Source organism: Parabacteroides sp. AF17-28, from assembly GCF_003479205.1.
Lineage (GTDB): Bacteria > Bacteroidota > Bacteroidia > Bacteroidales > Tannerellaceae > Parabacteroides > Parabacteroides acidifaciens.
On record NZ_QUGV01000023.1, the window covers coordinates 1 to 18,041 of the forward strand.

Genomic DNA, 18,041 nt, shown 5'->3' on the forward strand with positions numbered 1-18,041 from the left:
TTTAGAGATTATACTTATATGTTTTCCTTTCACATGATAGCTTATATGACTCAAGCGGGACAAGGCTTCCATTACATCCGTCACGGTTTCTTCCTGTATGACACCGTTGTAGCGGATATCTTCGCCCAGGCCGGATTGCAGCGTAATTTCCACATCATACCTTCTTTCCAGATACTTGCAGACAACCGACAACGGCATATCTTCCATGTACAGTTTATTGTCCAACCAACCATACGAATGGGACAATATGCCTCCCACCTGCTTGATCTCATTGGTATTCTTATCAAAGACGGCTATTTCGCCCGGCTTCATGATCAGTTTTTCTTTTCCGCTCTCCAGTTCGATGCAACCTTCGACCAGGGAAGCCTGGACAACCGAATCATCGGTATAGGCCTGCAGGTTGAAGGATGTTCCCCAAACTCTCACATTCAAACCGCCGGCCGTCTTTATCACAAAAGGCTCTTTGCTCTTAGACACATCAAAAAAGCCTTCCCCTTGAAAGGCGACCTCCCGTATTTTCTTTTTCGGGTCATAAGAATAAGCGACTTCCGATCCTGAATTCAGCTTGACGAGCGACCCGTCCGGTAAAACAATCTCCGAACGATTCCCATAATCGGCAGTCATACGTACCAACACATCCGATTTTTTTTGAAAAACGCCCATAAAAGAAAGGGTAAGAACGATTAATAACGAAGCAGCAGCACCGGAAACCGCATAGGATATATTCCGCAAATATTGCCGGGAACTCTTCTTTTGCCCGTTTATCGCATCCACCTTTTCCCAGGCAAGACCGGAATCATAAGCCCCGGATTCCGTATAAAGATGGGATTCTTCCCAAATCTTCTTATACAGATCGAAATCCTTCCTGTTTGATTCATCCTCCGCCAACCATTCCGCCAACACCGGATCGACGGCCTTTCCCGCATCCTCCTCCAACAGATAATCGACAATATAATCTTTGATATGTTTTTGTTCTTCCATTAATCCCGCTTTTATTATATGACACGACAAATAAAAAAAGGTCCTATCGAGGACCTCAATAAATTTATATTCCTTTCAATTCCAGGCAACGCTTCAGCTTCTGGAGTGACGACCAAATCTGATTTTTGATTGTTTTTACAGAGATTTCGAGTTTTTCCGATATTTCTTTCTGCTTCATTCCTTTTATCCGGTGAAGCAACAGTACTTCCCTGCAACGGTCCGGCAGATGGTCTATACAGCCATAAAGAGCGATCCTGAATTCTTCGGATTCGACCCTGTTGTCTTCATAAGAAAATTGATCCTGGCTCTCCGACAGATTATTAAAATGCACCTTTGAACGGAGATGGTTTAAGGCCAAATGTTTAGCTGCCCTATATAAATACCCGCTGACATTTTCTCTAATTTCAATCCGTTCCCGGTTCTTCCATAAAGTAAGAAATAAATCCTGCACGACATCTTCCGCATCGTCCTTGTCCATAAGAAGACTATAGACGTATTGGCAAAGACAAGCATAATAACGTTCGAACAGTTTATTATAACTAACGTAATCACTCTTCCCAATCGCTTTTATCAGCTTTTCATCTGTGGTAAATGTATTAGACATATTCCTCCGGTTTTATCTCCTCAGCCCCCAAATATACGATAAATTTCGGATTGCAATCGAATCAGCCTAAAGAATAGGCTTTTTATACAAACTGATCGACATATCTCTCTATTCCGGAAGGGAACTTATTGTAATCTATTTAACATGAAGATGTGCCATCCTTGTTTCCACACCTTTGGCACATCCTCATGTTTAGAAGGAGTAAGCTCCTTAATATTCATCAACTTTCTGATCCACTCTGAACTGATCCAGCTGTTTCTGCAAACGAGCGGTAACGTCGGCATAATCCGGGTTGCCGTACAGGTTGTTCAGTTCGTTCGGGTCGTTCTGCAAGTCATACAGTTCATCGCAGTTGATCGCCTCGTTGACCTCATTCTTATCGCCGTAGAAATGGATCAATTTATAGCGGCTGTCCCGCACGCCATCATGACGGCGCACCATGTGGATAGCCGGATAATCATAGTAATGATAATACAGGTATTGGCGCCAATCCTGCGGAGTCTCGCCGCCGAACAAAGGTGTCAAAGAGGTTCCTACCATATAATCCGGTTTCTCGATTCCCGCTATATCCAAGTAAGTCGGGGCATAGTCTATATTCTGGACCAGGGCCGTGCATTCGCTTCCCGCTTTGATCTTGGCAGGATAACGGATGATGAGCGGCGTACGGAAAGATTCTTCGTACATGAAACGCTTGTCGAACCAGCCATGTTCACCCATGTAGAAGCCTTGGTCGGAGGTATAAACAATCACGGTGTTATCCATCAGCCCTTCCTTTTCCAGATAGGCGATCAAACGGCCCACCTCATCGTCGATAGACTTGATGCAACGTATATAATCCTTGATATAACGTTGGTACTTCCATTTCACCAACTCTTCGCCTTTCAGGTTCTGGTTGATGAACTTTTCGTTACGGGGTTTATAGGAAGCGATCCAGGCTTCCCGCTGCTCGGGAGTCATACGGTCCAGGGAGCCGTCCCAGCCTTTCAGGTTCCACTCGTTTTGGCAAGCTTCGCTGTGTCTCAACTCATCGACCTTCAAGTCGTAGACTAAAGTCATATTTTTGTCGATACGCATTTCCTGCGTACGGGCGGCGTCGCAACGGGTGGCATAATCATCATTGAACGTATCGGGGTATGGAAATTCCACATCCTCATACAAATCCATATACTTCGTATCCGGCATCCAGTTACGGTGCGGGGCCTTATGGTGGACTAACAGGCAGAAAGGCTTATTCTTATCCCTTTCCTCGAGAAACTCGATAGCATGGTCGGTAGTCAGGGTCGTAGCATACCCTTCTTCCTTTATATACTTGCCGTTTGACTCTTTGCTCTTGAACTCCGGGTTGTAGTAATCCCCCTGGTCCCACAACACATGGTAATAATCGAACCCTTTCGGCTCGCATTGCATATGCCATTTACCGACAACGCCGGTCTGATAGCCGTGTTGCTGCAATATCTCGGAGAAGAAAGTCTTCGTCGTGTCGATACCTTTTCCCAACTGCCGTTGCCCGTTCTGATGGCTGTAAAGCCCGGTCATCAGGCAAGCCCGGCTGGGTGTAGAAAGCGAGTTCTCCACGAAAGCCTGGCGGAACAACATACCTTCTGCGGCCAAACGATCCAGATTAGGCGTAGGCGCCAACTTGCCCAAGGCATGTCCATAGGCGCTGATCGTTTGATACGAATGGTCATCCGTCATGATATGGATGATATTAAGCGGCTTCTCCGCCACCTCCTTTTGCCCCGTTCCGCAGGCGGAAAGCAAAAGGGCGGGAGCTAATAAAGCTCCGTAGTTGATTGTATTTTTCATCTCCATGTGAATTTATTAGATGCTTACCAATAATATTTCTTCGCGATTTCAGTCATCACCGGATACTTACTGTCCTCATCGTCATATTGGCGTTTTAATTCCAGAAGTTTAGTTTTCAGTTCCTTTATTAAAGCCTTATTTGCCGGGTCATTATAGATGTTTTTCATTTCCATGGGATCGTTCTCCAGATCGAACAGTTCCCATTCCGGTGTGATCGAGACATTCTTGGTGCCGGTCATGCCTAAAGACTCTCCATAATAGAATACCAATTTATAACGATCCGTACGGATACCGTAATTTGCGGTAACATTATGGTCGTTATCCGCGTTCATCCAATAGCGGTAATACATGGCTTGCCGCCAGTTGTCCGGAGTCTTGCCCTCCAAATTCGACCGGAAGCTTTCCCCTTGCATTTGCCCGGGTTTGCTCACCCCCGCATAATCGAGAAACAGAGGGGCGAAATCGATATTTAACGTAATGTCCTTGTTCTCCGTTCCCGGTTTAATCTCCTTGGGATAGCGGATCACGAACGGCATACGCAGGCATTCTTCATACATCAGCCGTTTGTCGAACCAGCCGTGTTCTCCCAGGAAAAATCCCTGGTCGCCCGTATAGATGATAACCGTATTATCCGTCAAGCCATTATCGTCGAGGTATTTCAGGATGCGCCCGACGTTCTCGTCGATACCGGCGATGCAACGCAGGTAATCCTTGATGTATATTTGATAAGCCCAATGGCGGAACTCATCCCGGCTCAGATTGGTCGGAAGGTCGGTCTTCACGTCGGACGGGCGGAAATTTTCCATGCTCATCCGAAGCAATTGCGCGTATTGCCCTTTGCCTTCATAGGTATCTAAGAGATTTTCCGGTTCCGGGACCGTCACGTCTTTCAGTAAATCCTTAAACCGTTCCGCCGGAGTCCACGGGCGATGCGGCGCCTTAAAATGGCACATCAGGAAGAAGGGTTTATTTTTATCCCTTCCTTCCATATATTTGATCGCCTGACTGCCGATCACATCCGTAGAGTGTCCCTTGTAGACTTCTCCTGCCCGTGGATCCGCCTTCGGATCATCCCCCCATTTTCCTTTTTCGATAAGCATCGGATCGATATAACGCCCTTGTCCCGGCAAGACATTATAATAATCGAATCCGGTAGGCTCTGCATGCAAATGCCATTTGCCGATAATAGCGGTCTGGTAACCGGCCTGCTGCAAACATTTCGCCACGTTCGGATGGTCCGGGTCCAGAGGGTCTTCCAACGTATATACCCCGTTCTTTTGGCTATACTGTCCGGTGATAATAGCGCCACGGCTGGGTGTACTGATCGAATTCGTAACGAAACAGTTCTGCAGGATTGCACCTTCATGTCCGATCCTGTCAATATTAGGGGTTGGCAAGATATCCGATAGGATTCCACCATAGGCACTTACCGCTTGCGAGGCGTGATCGTCGGACATGATATAAATGATGTTGGGGCGATCCCGGTCTGCGGCAATCATAGTTTGTGTGGCGAAAACGCCACACAAACATACTGTTGTCAGATTATTCCTTTTCATACGCTATATTTATTAGTCACCTGTTCAACTAATATCAATTCCATCCGGGGTTTTGAGTCAGCTCCGGATTCAAATCCATCTCATGTTGGGGGATAGGCATGAGGATCATGTGATCTTTTACGTTACTCGCAATGTCTGTCTTGTTACTTTCCGCGATGGAAGCTTCATAAGCGCTATGTTCCTTCATGCGTTCAACGAACTTGCCCATCCGTACCAGGTCGAACCAGCGATGTCCTTCCAACGGGAACTCCAGCCATCTTTCTTTCAGTATGGCATCCCGGAACGCATCCTTTGATAATCCTGTATAGTTACCGGAAGCATCCCCGTAGGCCCGCTCGCGAACCCTGTTCAAAACCTCGTGGGCTTTCGCCGATTCCCCCAGTTCATTCAAGGCTTCGGCATACATTAACAAGGCATCGGCATAGCGGATGATATGCATATTTATCTCGCATTGATTCTCCGCTTTCAGGCCTTCCTGCCAATATTTTCCGAACAGAGGGATCGAAGATTCCATCTCATGCCCGTTATTGGGATTCGTAAAATGTGTACGGAAATTAACCGGCCAGCGCAAATCATTCTTGTCATAAGCATTATACAACTCCATCGTCGGGATATCCGCCTCATTTGAACCGGCAACACCTATCGGTTCCGGGATAGAGTATTTAGGCCCCGCCAATCCCATTTCCTGGTTGAACACCAGCGGTTGCGGCTTAAACTCCACATACAGGACAGCCTCTTTTCCTGTTTCAGTAGCAGGATTCCAGTTATCCGCATAATTCTGATGCAAGCCATATCCATAAGTTCCTTCATTCTCGATCACTTCTGCCAGTGTGCTTTTCGCATTCGCATAATCCCCTTTAGTCAAGTAGACTTTACCTAACAATATCTTAGCCGCTCCTTTCGTGACACGTCCCAGATCGGTAGAGCTATAATCAGAGGAAACCGGCAATGCCTGAGATGCGTCCGTCAGGTCCGCAATTATTTGTCCATAGACCTGTTCTTTATCTATCCGGGGACCCATTGCATCATCTATATTGTCCAATTTCAAGACAAGAGGGACATCCCCGTAGAAGCGGACCAGGTTGAAGTAGAATAAAGCCCTTAAGCATTTCGCTTCACCGATCAGGCGGGCTTTCAAAGTCTCGTCCATCGTTACTCCCGGGATATTATTGATAGCGGCATTCGCCCTCATCACTCCCGAGTAATTGTTTTTCCACATATCCCGGACAAACGTATTTTCCGAATTATGACGCAGGAACTCCAGGTCTTGCAAAAAAGCATTCGGCATTCCCAATCCGTTCTTCATGGCATCCGTCGGTAAGTCGCACATCAAGTACATCTGACGCTTGTATATCTCATAAAATTCCTGATAAATAGCATCGACTCCTGACTGCGCATCCTTTTGATTCGTATAAAAGTTATTCGTAACCAGGCGATCTGTCGGATTCTCATCGAGGAAAGAACAACCGCTCAACAAACTGGCTGCTATCAAATAGCTATATAGAAATATTCTTTTCATGATCATATTAGATTTCATTTATTTAATATCAAGTTTTAAACCAACCATAAATGTCCGGGCTTGCGGATAACCTCCGTAATCCTCACCGGCTTCCAGTGTGGAGGCTCCCTTATAGCTCACTTCAGGGTCATAGCCGCGATACTTTGTCCAAGTCAATAAATTTTGTCCGGTCACATACACCCGCAAACCTTGTATATGCTTCAGTTTCAACTTGGAAAAATCATAGGATAAGGACAGCGTTTTCAATTTCAGATAAGAGCCGTCTTCCACAAAGCGGTCGCTAACCAATATATTACGGTTCGTAGAGGCTTTCGGATAAACATTACTCGGATGTTCCGGAGTCCACCGGTTCACCAAGTCTGCGTAGGCATTCGTACCTCCTGTCGGTGTTTCCAGCTCCATCGCGTTGTAGTTGTATATTTTGTTTCCTACGGAATACTGTAAGAAAACATTCAGTTCGAAACCTTTATAATAGAACGTATTCGTCATACCCCCGAAGAATTTAGGATTTGCATCTCCCAAGATTTCCCGGTCGTTGGTTGCATCCACCTTACCGTCTCCGTTCAGGTCTTTGTAACGTCTTAGCCCTACGCCGATCGGGGAAGCGGAAGAGGTTTGCTTTTTGCATTCTTCTTCATTCTGGAAAATACCGTCAAAGCGGTAGCCATAGAAGATACCGATCGGTTTACCCACGATAAGCCGACGAATGGCTCCGGTCTTCAAGTGCCCGTCTCCCTCGCTCATCTCTTTGTAATCTTCTCCGCCTAATTCCAGGACCTTGTTCCGGTTGAGTGAGACATTGAATGCCGTTGTCCAGGAGAAATCCCGTCCTGTGATATTATCACTCTCGATAGACAATTCCCAACCGTGATTCTCGACGCTACCGATATTCTTCAGCATGGTCTGATAACCGGAAGTATAAGGTATGGCAACATCATATAGCAAATCCGTTGTCTTCTTCTTATAATAGTCTGTCGTAATACGTAAGCGGTTATTCCATAATCCAATATCAAGTCCCACGTCGAATTGTCCTGTCCGTTCCCATTTCAAATCCGGATTGGGTATTCGATTGGGAGAGAAGCCTGTTACTTGTGAATCCCCGATCACATAGCTGTAAGAATCCAGTGTCGCCAATGATTGGTAAACACCAATCTCGGTATTTCCCGTAAAACCATAGCTGGCTCTTAACTTCAAATTAGGGATCAGGTCTTTTACCGATTCCATAAAAGATTCTTCGGAAATACGCCAGGCGGCTGATGCGGAGGGGAAGAAACCATATTTATTGTTCGATCCGAACCGGGAAGAACCGTCGATACGCGCATTGACCGAGAACAGATAACGATGATCGTAGGAATAGTTTACACGGGCCAGATATGACATCAGATTCCATTGGGTAGCGTTGGATTCCGGCTTGTTATAAACAGCCCCAGCTCCCAAGTTGTTATACAGCATAGCATCGTTCACAAAGTCCGAAGAAGAGGCTAAGGCATGTTCCGTATTGTTCTGCTGCATGGTAAATCCACCCAATACACTCAGATCATGCTTCTCGGCGAATGTCTTATTCCATGTCACCGTATTTTCATTCAGCCAGTTGATACTTTTGTTAATGCCAATATGAGCTGAAGCGGTACCCCGGGCCTGATAAATGGAAACCGGCGTGTACCGATTTACTTTGTGATACATAATATCCGCACCCGCTACGATCTTTACTTTCAGATCGGGTATGATTTCCCATTGCATATACATATCCCCTAATAAACGCGACGTTGCATTATTGAATTTCCGTTCTTTGGCTGTCCCGACAGGGTTTGGGATTAAAAGACCCGGCACATTTATCTGGGTATAAGTTCCCGCCAGCTCGTCTTCATATATAGGAAGCGCCGGATTCATTCTTAACGCACCGGAAACAGTTCCATCCTCTCCACCGGTATCCGTAGCTACTGCATTATTAATCGTGTGAGTTCCCGTAGCATGCGTACCGACCGTGAAATTACTAAAGATATTACGGTCGAAATTCAAGCGAATGGAGTAACGCTTAAAATCCGAATCTAAGATAATACCTTTTTGGTTGGTATAGTTTCCGGAAATGGAGTATTGCGTTTTCTCGTCACCTCCGGAGAAATTCAGTTGGTAGGTTTGGGTAAGGCCTGTCCGGTAAATCTCATCCTGCCAGTCCGTGCCATCCCCAACCTTGGCGATCTCCGCTAAATCGGTCGCACTATAATAGGGGTCCAAACCGTCGTTGGTATAAGCCTCATTGACTAACTTAACATAATCCTGGGCTTTCATCACGTCTATTTTCTTAGAGACATTAGACCATCCGAAAGAAGTCTCGAAAGAAATCACATCACGTCCCTTCTTACCGCTTTTCGTCGTGATCAATACGACACCATTTGCAGCACGCGCCCCGTAGATTGCCGTTGCGGCAGCATCTTTCAAGATTTCGATAGACTCGATATCCGATGGGTTTACGGTCGACAGGCCGCTCATCTGCGTCTTGCCACCGGTGTTACCGAAACCGCTACCGCTATAAACCGGGAAACCGTCGATAACATAAAGAGGCTCGTTTCCTCCCTGCAGAGAACTGCTACCACGTACCCGGATAGAGGCCACGGCTCCCGGCATACCGGATGTTTGGATTACTTGCACACCGGAAGCACGTCCAACAAGGCCCTGGTCGATGGAAGTCATCGGCGTCTGCTGCAATTCCGCTGTTTTGACGGAAGACACGGAACCGGTCAAATCGCTCTTCTTAACAGATCCGTAGCCGATGACAATCACTTCATCGAGCCCCTGCGAATCTTCCGCTAATTTGATAGCAAAGGAGTTTTTGTTGCCAACCGGGATTTCCTGTGTGAGGTATCCGATATAAGAAACCTGAAGTATGGAAGAAGCGGAAACACTGAGGCTGAAGTTCCCGTCCATATCGGTTATAATACCGTTTGTCGTTCCTTTTTCCACGATATTCGCACCAACCACAGGTTCACCTCTTTCGTCCTTCACAACACCTGTTACTTTTTTTACTTGGGATGGGGCGGATGCTTTTTTTGAAATAATAATATGACCGTTACTGAATGACACAGAACAATTCGTCCCTTCCAGGAGTTGTTCCAACACATTTTTCACGCTGTTTTCCTTCGGCAATTGTTTAATGACTTGAGAGTCATTCACCTCTTGTGTATTGTAGTCTACAAACAATTTTGTCTGTTGCTCTATTTGTTTGAAAGCAGACTTTAAGGTTAAACTATTTCCGGACAACCGGACTTGCTGATTTTGAGCAAACACAAACGAGCTGTTGATAAACAATGCTCCCATTATAAAAATACGGAAAAGAGTTTTTCCCGCTTTTATATGTATTAGATTCATAAAGTTTATATCTTTGTATGTTTGAAATTTATTTATTATTTATTTTTCAACGCTTTACGTTGAGTCCCAAAAAGTTATTATTTGATTTCAAACGCCGGAAAGAGGGATTTTCGCACTTTCGTTCTTTCCGGTTTTCTTTTGTTCATGGTCTTTTCCTCCTTTATTTTAGTTTATAAATACTACATTCTCTTTTATTTTATAATGAATACCTATTAATTGATGCAGGACGTTCAAGACATCCTCCAATGTTTCATGCGGAGCAAACTTAACGTTATAAGACTCACCGGCATACTTCTGTGAATTATAATGAATCGTCACATTAAACCTCCGTTCCAAAGAGGCCATCAGAAGACTGAAGGGTACGTTTTCATAAATCAGATAACCGCTACGCTTCAATCTATAAAGCGAAGCATCGACTGGCTGGACCGTCACAGTATGCGCCGTATGTGAATAAATCAACTGTTCATTCGGCTTTAATATCTCAGACTGATGCTCGTCGGATCTCACGTCGACCTTGATGCTCCCTTTTTCCAGAATAGCACTCGTGCATGAATCACCCGGATAGGAAACAACCGTAAAAAGAGTTCCCAATGCTTGTACTGCCAGATAGGTCGTCTTTACGATAAAAGGTTTTTCCTTATCTTTTTGCACGGCAAACGAAGCCTCGCCTGTCAGGTAAACCGTACGTGTTTCCGCATCAGTAAAATCTTTCGGGTAAACAAGCAATGAGCCGGCATTCACCCAAACACGGGAACTATCCGGAAGAATCACCTGCCGGCTTTTGCCATAGGGAACAAACAACTCTGCCATCTCTACATGCCGGGCGGGTTTCAGGCGGTCAGTAGCAAAGAAAGTCGCTGCTCCGGTCAACAACATTAACGCTATCACTGCCGCATATTTCAATTTCCGCTGAAACGACAAAACAGTTTGTTGAAAAACCGTCTCCGGCTGCAGGCATCTCAACAAGCCATCCCAATCCTCCAGGGTTTCCTCCGTCACATCAGTCACCGATTCTTCCCAACAGTTTTGCAACGCGGCTGTCTTTTCCTTCATTCCGTCTTCAGCCCGCAACCAGCGGCCAAACAGAATGCGCCCGGAACGGGAAAAACGCTTCCCGAAATAGAGTTGTATAAGTCGTTTTATATTGTTGTTTTCTTCCATAAAATCCCTGTGCTTTATAATGGAGTCGGCTTGCTAAGGAAATACACACAACCTAATATGCACTTTTTTTCAATTTCTTGTAAAACAGTCAGCAGATTACCTGTAAAATGGTATTGTAGTGCTTCATGGGGTTATTGTGCCGTAAAGGAAGGAACCACCCGGCAGATAGAATGAACGATGCGGAATGTGCGCCCCCTCCATACCGACCCGCTATTCATGTCACAGCCGTGAAACAGAAGAAATCCAACTGTAACATAGAAGGTAGACAATTGTGACATAAAAGGAATACAGCCGTAACATGCAATAGAGGACCGATGTTTATCCGTTATTTATTCAAATATTCATGACAAAGAATAGATAAAGGACTTTGCGAAGAATGGCAAGGGCGGCGGTCAGGTGGTTTTCCACTGTCCGTTTACTGATATCGAGGCGCATAGCGATTTCGTCATTAGACAAACCTTCCTCACGGCTCATCCGGTAGATTTTGCTTCGCTGGGGAGACATTTGATCGACCGTACGGTTGATGATCGATTGCAGTTCGCGAACGAACAAGGCTTCTTCCTCTGATTCGGCCGGAGAGGCTTCCTGCAGGTATTCATTCGTATATTTTTCCGATACAATGAGACGGTCGAAGTAGTCGTACACGGTAAAACGCGCCATCTGGAAAAGGTAGGAGGAGAAAGAACGGACATTTTTAAGTTTTTCGCGGTCTTTCCATAAAGAGCAAAACAAGTCCTGCGCCATATCGCGGCTGGCTTCCTTGTCGTGCGTCAAGCCAATAAGAAAATTTACCAACCTCGGCTGGTATCGGAAAAATAACCGCTCAAATGCAGCTACGTTTCCGGCTGCAATCTTCTTCAAGTCGTTTTGCTCTTCCGGTAATTTCATAATAAATGCGAAGTAGCGAAAAATATCAGAATAATCAAAACAAAAGGCCGAAAGCTTATCTGTCGCTGTTCCGGTTTTACTACGGGATCGTGAGAAAAACAAGTGTATAAAACAGATAAAGCCTATTATTCCTATGCTTCGAGAATTAGGAATAATAGGCCGAAAATACAATCTTTATTTACTTACTTCAGATAGGGTTTCCCATCTTTCCAGAAAACCTCTTCCTGTGTGATATACCAAGTTTTTCCATTATCGTTATTTCCCTGATAAAACAGATATGTCCGCCCATCCAGATCGGTAAATAAATGTGGATGTCCGGATTCACTGGAGTTCCATTCACCCGGTTTGCCATTCCGCAGAAAAGGTTCTTTCGAAAGGCGCTTCCAAACAATACCGTCTTCGCTTTCCGCAACACCTATTTGTTGGGGAGCGTTATTATAAGCTCCGGCATAGAACATAAACAGTTTGCCATCTTTTTTTGCAATCGAAGCACCTTCGATACACTTGCCTTCCCACGGATATACCGGATACAGAATGGAGGAGTCTGCCGCCTGTGTCCAGTCTTCCCGGTTGAAACCGGTGTTAGCCGGTGCGACAGCGACACCCTGCATCTGGATGTCATAATCTTTATCGCGGGTTGCGAAGTAAAGAAAGTAACGGCCTTTAAATTCACACACTTCCGCGTCTATGGCACGCCCGCAGGTCCAGTCTCCGGAAGGATGAAAGATCGGATTCGTCGGATTTCTTTTAAAATGTACGCCATCATCCGAAACTGCGTGGCAAATGGCATCATTCTTTCCATTTCCATACGTCTGGTAAAACAGATGCACCTGTCCATCCTTCACCAATGCACCGGGAGCACATAGTCCTTTTTTCTCATAATCGGCACCGGGAGCAGGCGTTATCTCACCAGCCTTTGTCCAGTTAACCAGATCTTTGCTCTCCGCAATCCCAATATTCCAGCCGGAAGCCTCATCTCCCTTTTTAGGAGGAATGGAATGATACATCAAATACCGTCCTTTAAAGTTTACCACATGCGGATCTTTCGAGTAGGGAACCCCGACTCGGGAAGTATCGCCGTACATCATGCGAGGATGTTGAGCCTGCCCCCAAAGGGGCAGACAAAGTGCTAACAAAAATAATAAACGTCCAATCATTTATTTCGTTTTTAATGAATAATCAATTACCATAACCCGGATTCTGTGTAAACTCTTCCGGATTTGATACATTTGTGAGCTGATCACGAGGTATAGGCCGCAAAACATGATATTCTTTGAATTTTCCGGCTGTAGCCGGGCTCATCTCCGGGTTATTCATTCGTTCATATAACTTTCCTGTACGTTTCAAGTCATACCAACGATGCATTTCCCCCATCAACTCACGAGCCCGCTCATCCAAGATAAAGTCAATTGTTACATCAGCCGGTTTTATTTCCATCTCTGCCTCATGCCCCGGAATAGCCGCACGATGGCGTATTACGTTAATATAGCCAGCTGCTTTCTGAGAGTTCCCAGACAAAAATGCCGCCTCCGCCGCCAATAAATAAGTATCCGCCAGACGGAAAACAAACACATCACGGGAACCGGGGGTCCAGTTAACCTCCGGGCGTAAAGGATCCAAATGCTTTACCAGATAGGCATACATCTTATAATTGGTAAAGCGTGTATTCGACGGCCATTCCGCATCTGGATTGTCTACAGACTGAACATCCTTTTGAGGATCGATCTGTTCACGCATATATTCCGGCTGGAATACAAGCACAGGCCATACCTCTTTGATCTGTTCTTTTGTCCAGGGACGTTTAGGATCAATCATTGCCAATTCTCCTTTTGTCCAAACTTTTTCTTCCATCTTTTTCGTGAATGGGCTAAAGATACTTTCTTTTACCGAATTTTCGGTTACATTCCAACGTGATATAAAGCAATCCTCCCAACGCTTGTCAATTGTTTCATCAAATAAATTCAATGCATAATCGGTCGAGCGTTCACGGCTCCAGGGCCTGCCATATTCAATAACACGTTTCACTGCCGGATGCTCTTCCGAATATGCGGAGCAGAAATACATATGTGCGGTATTTCCATCCCCATTTAATTCTGCATTTTGCGTATATAAAACAGGGAAAATAACTTCTGAATTACGTTTATTATTAATATCCCACAATTCAGCATGGGACTTCACCAATGCATATTTTCCCGAATTGATTACCTGTTCTACATAATCCAATGCTTTTTTCAAATCATCATCACTCCGTTTTACTGTAAGTAGGACTCTTGACAAATGATGCATTGCTGCATATTTGGTAATATGTCCGTATTCAGACACGGGATATGACTCAGGCAAATTGTCAATGGCAAATTCCAAATCCGAAATAATCTGTTTCCAAACTTCATCCGCATTTGTCTTATGTGCTGCCGTTTCAACAGATTCAGTGGGCTTCAACGGCATAGGAATATCATTAAACTGTTGAACCAGGTGATAATAATAATGCGCTCTGATAAACAGGGCTTCTGCCTGATAACGAATCCTTAAACTCTTATCCAAGCCGGGAATCTCATTATTCTCAAGAGCATCTAAAACAGAGTTGCACTGGTTGATAGACTTATAGCCATTATACCATAGGCTCCTAACATTACCATTTGTTGCATCTATCGTCCAGTTTCTCCATTGGTCACCACCATTATAAGCGTTCCAGATATCCGAAGGACCTTCACATAAATAGATCAAATATTCATTGATATACACATTCCTCAATGTAGAATACAATCCGTTCACACCATTTGTAACTCCCTCTTTGGTTGTGTAAAAATTACCGACTGTTACCTTGTTATATGCTGTCTCGTCCAAAAAATCACAAGCAGACAAAGCCAATAAAGATAACACACCAATTAAAATCTTATTTAGTATTTTCATATTCTATATTCCTCATTAGATGATTAAAAAGTTGCATTCACACCAAAAACAAATGATGTCAGCGGGCGATGGTCCGTATAAGCATTACAGTTTTCCGGGTCAAGCCCAACATAATCACTCTTTGTCCATGTATAAGGATTCTCAACCATGAAATACATCCTGAATTTCTCACTGTAGAATTTCCGGGAGATCTCCTTAGGCAGTGTATATCCTAAATTGATATTCTTTAAACGGATGAATGACAAATCCCGATAGGCATAATCACTGGAAGTCAATAAATCCTGCGGATTTGTAATGGCAGGCTTCGGACATTCATTTGCGGGATTATCCGGAGTCCAGAAATCAACATTCAAGTGATTATAACGGGTAGAGCCCGCCTCATCAGTCAAGATACCTAAAACCTGTCCGTATTTCTGACGCGTATAAAAATAGATATTCAAATCGAAATTCTTGTAGTAAAAGCCTGTAGATAAACCGGCTGTCCATTTCGGTATTTTATTATATGTAAATAAATCATCCTGATCATAGCTTCCATTATTATTTACATCTTCCACCTTGGGAGCTCCGGGTTCACGTCCATATCTTGCCGCCTCTTCTTCCTCGCCATACTGCCAAACTCCTGCATATTTATACAGGCGTTCCACATAAAGAGGTTCTCCGATAAACCATTTATTCCCCGGACTGTCTTCTTTTCCATTAAACAGTTCAACTATTTCATTCTTATTATAGCCGAAAGTAAGATCAACAGTCCATCTGAAATCTTTAGTCACGACAGGAACAGTGTTCAAGGCTATTTCTATACCGGAATTACGCGTTTTACCAACATTCTGCCAGGTAAATTCATAGCCAGTGTTGACCGGTAAATTACGTTTCATCAACAAATCGCTTGTATTCCGGATATATCCGTCAATCGAACCGCTAATCCGATTATTCAGGAATCCGAAATCTATACCGACATTATATTCTTCCGTACGTTCCCATCCTAATTGATTATTAGCCAATTCGGTAGGAAGATAGCCCATTGCCGATTGTTCCGTCGTTCCGAAATAATACACATATTTACCTAATGCACCCTGAGTTGCATATTCGGATATTGCCGTATTGCCGGAATTACCCCAGCTTAAGCGCAGCTTTAGGTTCGAAAGCCAATCGACCTCTTTAAGGAAAGCTTCATCATTCATACGCCAAGCCAATGCAGCAGAGGGGAAAAAGTCCCATTTATTACCTTTTGCCAAACGCGAAGAGCCATCATAACGGCCGGTCAAGGTCAACAGATAACGATCCTTAAACGTATAATTAATTCTTCCCATAAATGAAAGAAGCGCCCATTTTTTGATAGAAGAAAGACGCGTATAGACATCCGGTGCTTCATTTACATTATACCAAGAGCCAAAATACGGCATATCTTGTCCGGTCAGGCCCACCAACTCATTTCTGGATGTCTGCATATCGTGTACCAATGAGACATCAAACGCATGTTTATCCAGCACTTTCTTATAATTCAGTACATTGGTGAAAGTAATCTGTTGCTCATTCGTCTTTTTAAATTCAGCAGAAGATGAAGCTAATTGCCGGGATTGCGAAGTTGAGCTCTTATAAACTCCATTCTCAATAGAGGATAAACCATACGTCAAACTCGTGCGAAATTTCAATCCTTTGATTATCTCCCAGTCCGCATACAGGTTTAAAAGGACACGACTACGTTTTTCTTTATTATCCACATTGTTCTTATCAGTATCGAACATGGGATTTGAGTGTAATACAGTCTGATACCAACCGCTATTATAAAAACGCAAATCTCCGTTCTCATCATAAACCTGCGTCAATGGATCGAGTACAGTACCGTATTTCCATACACTGTTGTCCCCGTTATTGCGCGTCGTTAATGCCAACAATGAAGAATATCCGACCGTCAAATTCTTCGCCAATTCCATGTCACCATTGATACGGGCCGAGAAACGTTCATATCCCATATTGTCAATAATGCTTTGATCTTTATTATAGCCTAATACCAACATATTACGGTTACGCCCATTTGACTGGTTAATGCTAACATTATGATCCGTCTTATATCCCGTACCGCTAAACATCAAGTCCTGCCAGTCTACGAACTGCCCTGTATTCAATGCATTCAACTGAATATCGTCAAATATTTCCTTATCGGTCTTCCCGTAATTTGCCACTCTTTTCCAGTCCGCATACTTTTCACCACTCATCATATCGTAATTCTTGAATGATTTGGATACACCGACATAACCATCATAGCTAACAGACAATTTAGCATCTTTACGTGCACGTTTAGTTGTAATGATAACAACACCGTTTGCTCCACGCGAACCGTAGATGGCAGTAGAAGAAGCATCTTTTAAAACGTCGATAGACTCAATTTCTGCCGGATTAATCTCATCTATTTTTCCGCCGAACGGCGCATCATCTACTACGATTAACGGATCATTACCCGCATTGATCGAATTATATCCACGAATCACAATCGTAGAAGACGATCCCGGAGAATTTCCCATCGTAATATCCGCCCCTGCAATCTTACCCTGCAAAGCCTGCATCGGGTCCTTCATTACAGCCTGGTTCTGAATCGATGAAGATGATATTTGCGAGACAGACCCTGTTAAGTCACGTTTTTTGACAGAACCATAACCAACCACAACCACCTCATCCAACGCCTGCGTGTCTTCTTTTAGCTGCACATTCAAGGATGTTTGGTTTTTACCTATTGCGACGTCTTGATTCAGGTAACCGATATACGTCACACTCAACTTTGCACCTGCGGATACAGACAAGGAAAAGCCGCCGTCCATATCCGTAATCGTGCCGTTAGTCGTTCCTTTTTCTACTACATTCGCGCCGGCAACAGGATCGCCGTTTTCGTCTTTCACGATACCTTTTACGATGATCTGTTTTTGCTGGGAAACGGAGGGTTCAGCATTTCCTTTCCTGGATATAACGATCATTTTATCCTGAATGGAATAGGTCAATCCGTTGTCCAATATGGCAGACAGCACTTCTTCCAACGACGCGTCGTTAAAATTGTGCGTGATCTGTTTTCGCTCATTTACTTCGTCTGTCTTATAAATGATGGAGTACTGTAGTTCTTTCTCTACTTCTGCCAATACAGCTTTTAAAGGAACATTCTTAAACTGCCGGGTGATCCGCTGTGCATTCATGGAGGTAGCTCCAGAAAGCATCAAGGCAAGGATCAAAGCCCTTCCTACATGTTTTCTATACATAAACC

General features: G+C 44.3%; 11 protein-coding genes. All 11 read right to left on the minus strand.

Annotated elements, in window-relative coordinates; translation table 11 throughout:
* Nucleotides 1-981: FecR family protein (locus DWW90_RS15335; RefSeq protein ID WP_122345583.1), on the minus strand; the 981-nt coding region annotated here is incomplete at its 3' end.
* 64 nt (nucleotides 982-1,045) lie between these two features.
* Entirely contained in the window at nucleotides 1,046-1,585 is a 540-nt protein-coding gene (locus DWW90_RS15340; protein ID WP_115498857.1) for an RNA polymerase sigma factor, read from the minus strand.
* A 210-nt stretch (nucleotides 1,586-1,795) separates the two neighbouring features.
* A complete protein-coding gene (locus DWW90_RS15345; protein WP_122345624.1) occupies nucleotides 1,796-3,391 on the minus strand; it encodes a sulfatase in 1,596 nt (531 codons plus the stop codon).
* Nucleotides 3,392-3,414: 23 nt separating this feature from the next.
* Nucleotides 3,415-4,947 (minus strand): sulfatase, encoded by a 1,533-nt coding sequence (locus tag DWW90_RS15350; RefSeq protein ID WP_122345584.1) that lies wholly within the window; start codon nucleotides 4,945-4,947, stop codon nucleotides 3,415-3,417.
* Between the two features lie 34 nt (nucleotides 4,948-4,981).
* The gene (locus tag DWW90_RS15355; RefSeq protein WP_122345625.1) at nucleotides 4,982-6,466 is read right to left on the minus strand and encodes a RagB/SusD family nutrient uptake outer membrane protein; all 1,485 of its coding nucleotides are present in this window, start codon (nucleotides 6,464-6,466) and stop codon (nucleotides 4,982-4,984) included.
* An 18-nt stretch (nucleotides 6,467-6,484) separates the two neighbouring features.
* Nucleotides 6,485-9,781: a TonB-dependent receptor gene (locus DWW90_RS15360; RefSeq protein WP_122345585.1), complete on the minus strand. Its 3,297-nt coding sequence runs from the start codon at nucleotides 9,779-9,781 to the stop codon at nucleotides 6,485-6,487.
* Nucleotides 9,782-9,997: 216 nt separating this feature from the next.
* Entirely contained in the window at nucleotides 9,998-10,993 is a 996-nt protein-coding gene (locus DWW90_RS15365) for a FecR family protein (RefSeq protein ID WP_122345586.1), read from the minus strand.
* Nucleotides 10,994-11,326: 333 nt separating this feature from the next.
* On the minus strand, nucleotides 11,327-11,881 hold the full coding sequence (locus DWW90_RS15370; protein WP_122345587.1) for an RNA polymerase sigma-70 factor: 555 nt from the start codon (nucleotides 11,879-11,881) through the stop codon (nucleotides 11,327-11,329).
* A 182-nt stretch (nucleotides 11,882-12,063) separates the two neighbouring features.
* Nucleotides 12,064-13,038, minus strand: a complete 975-nt coding sequence (locus DWW90_RS15375) for a family 43 glycosylhydrolase (protein WP_115499329.1) — start codon at nucleotides 13,036-13,038, stop codon at nucleotides 12,064-12,066.
* A 22-nt stretch (nucleotides 13,039-13,060) separates the two neighbouring features.
* On the minus strand, nucleotides 13,061-14,791 hold the full coding sequence (locus DWW90_RS15380; protein WP_122345588.1) for a RagB/SusD family nutrient uptake outer membrane protein: 1,731 nt from the start codon (nucleotides 14,789-14,791) through the stop codon (nucleotides 13,061-13,063).
* Nucleotides 14,792-14,814: 23 nt separating this feature from the next.
* The gene (locus DWW90_RS15385; protein ID WP_122345589.1) at nucleotides 14,815-18,036 is read right to left on the minus strand and encodes a TonB-dependent receptor; all 3,222 of its coding nucleotides are present in this window, start codon (nucleotides 18,034-18,036) and stop codon (nucleotides 14,815-14,817) included.
* Nucleotides 18,037-18,041: the final 5 nt, after the last annotated feature.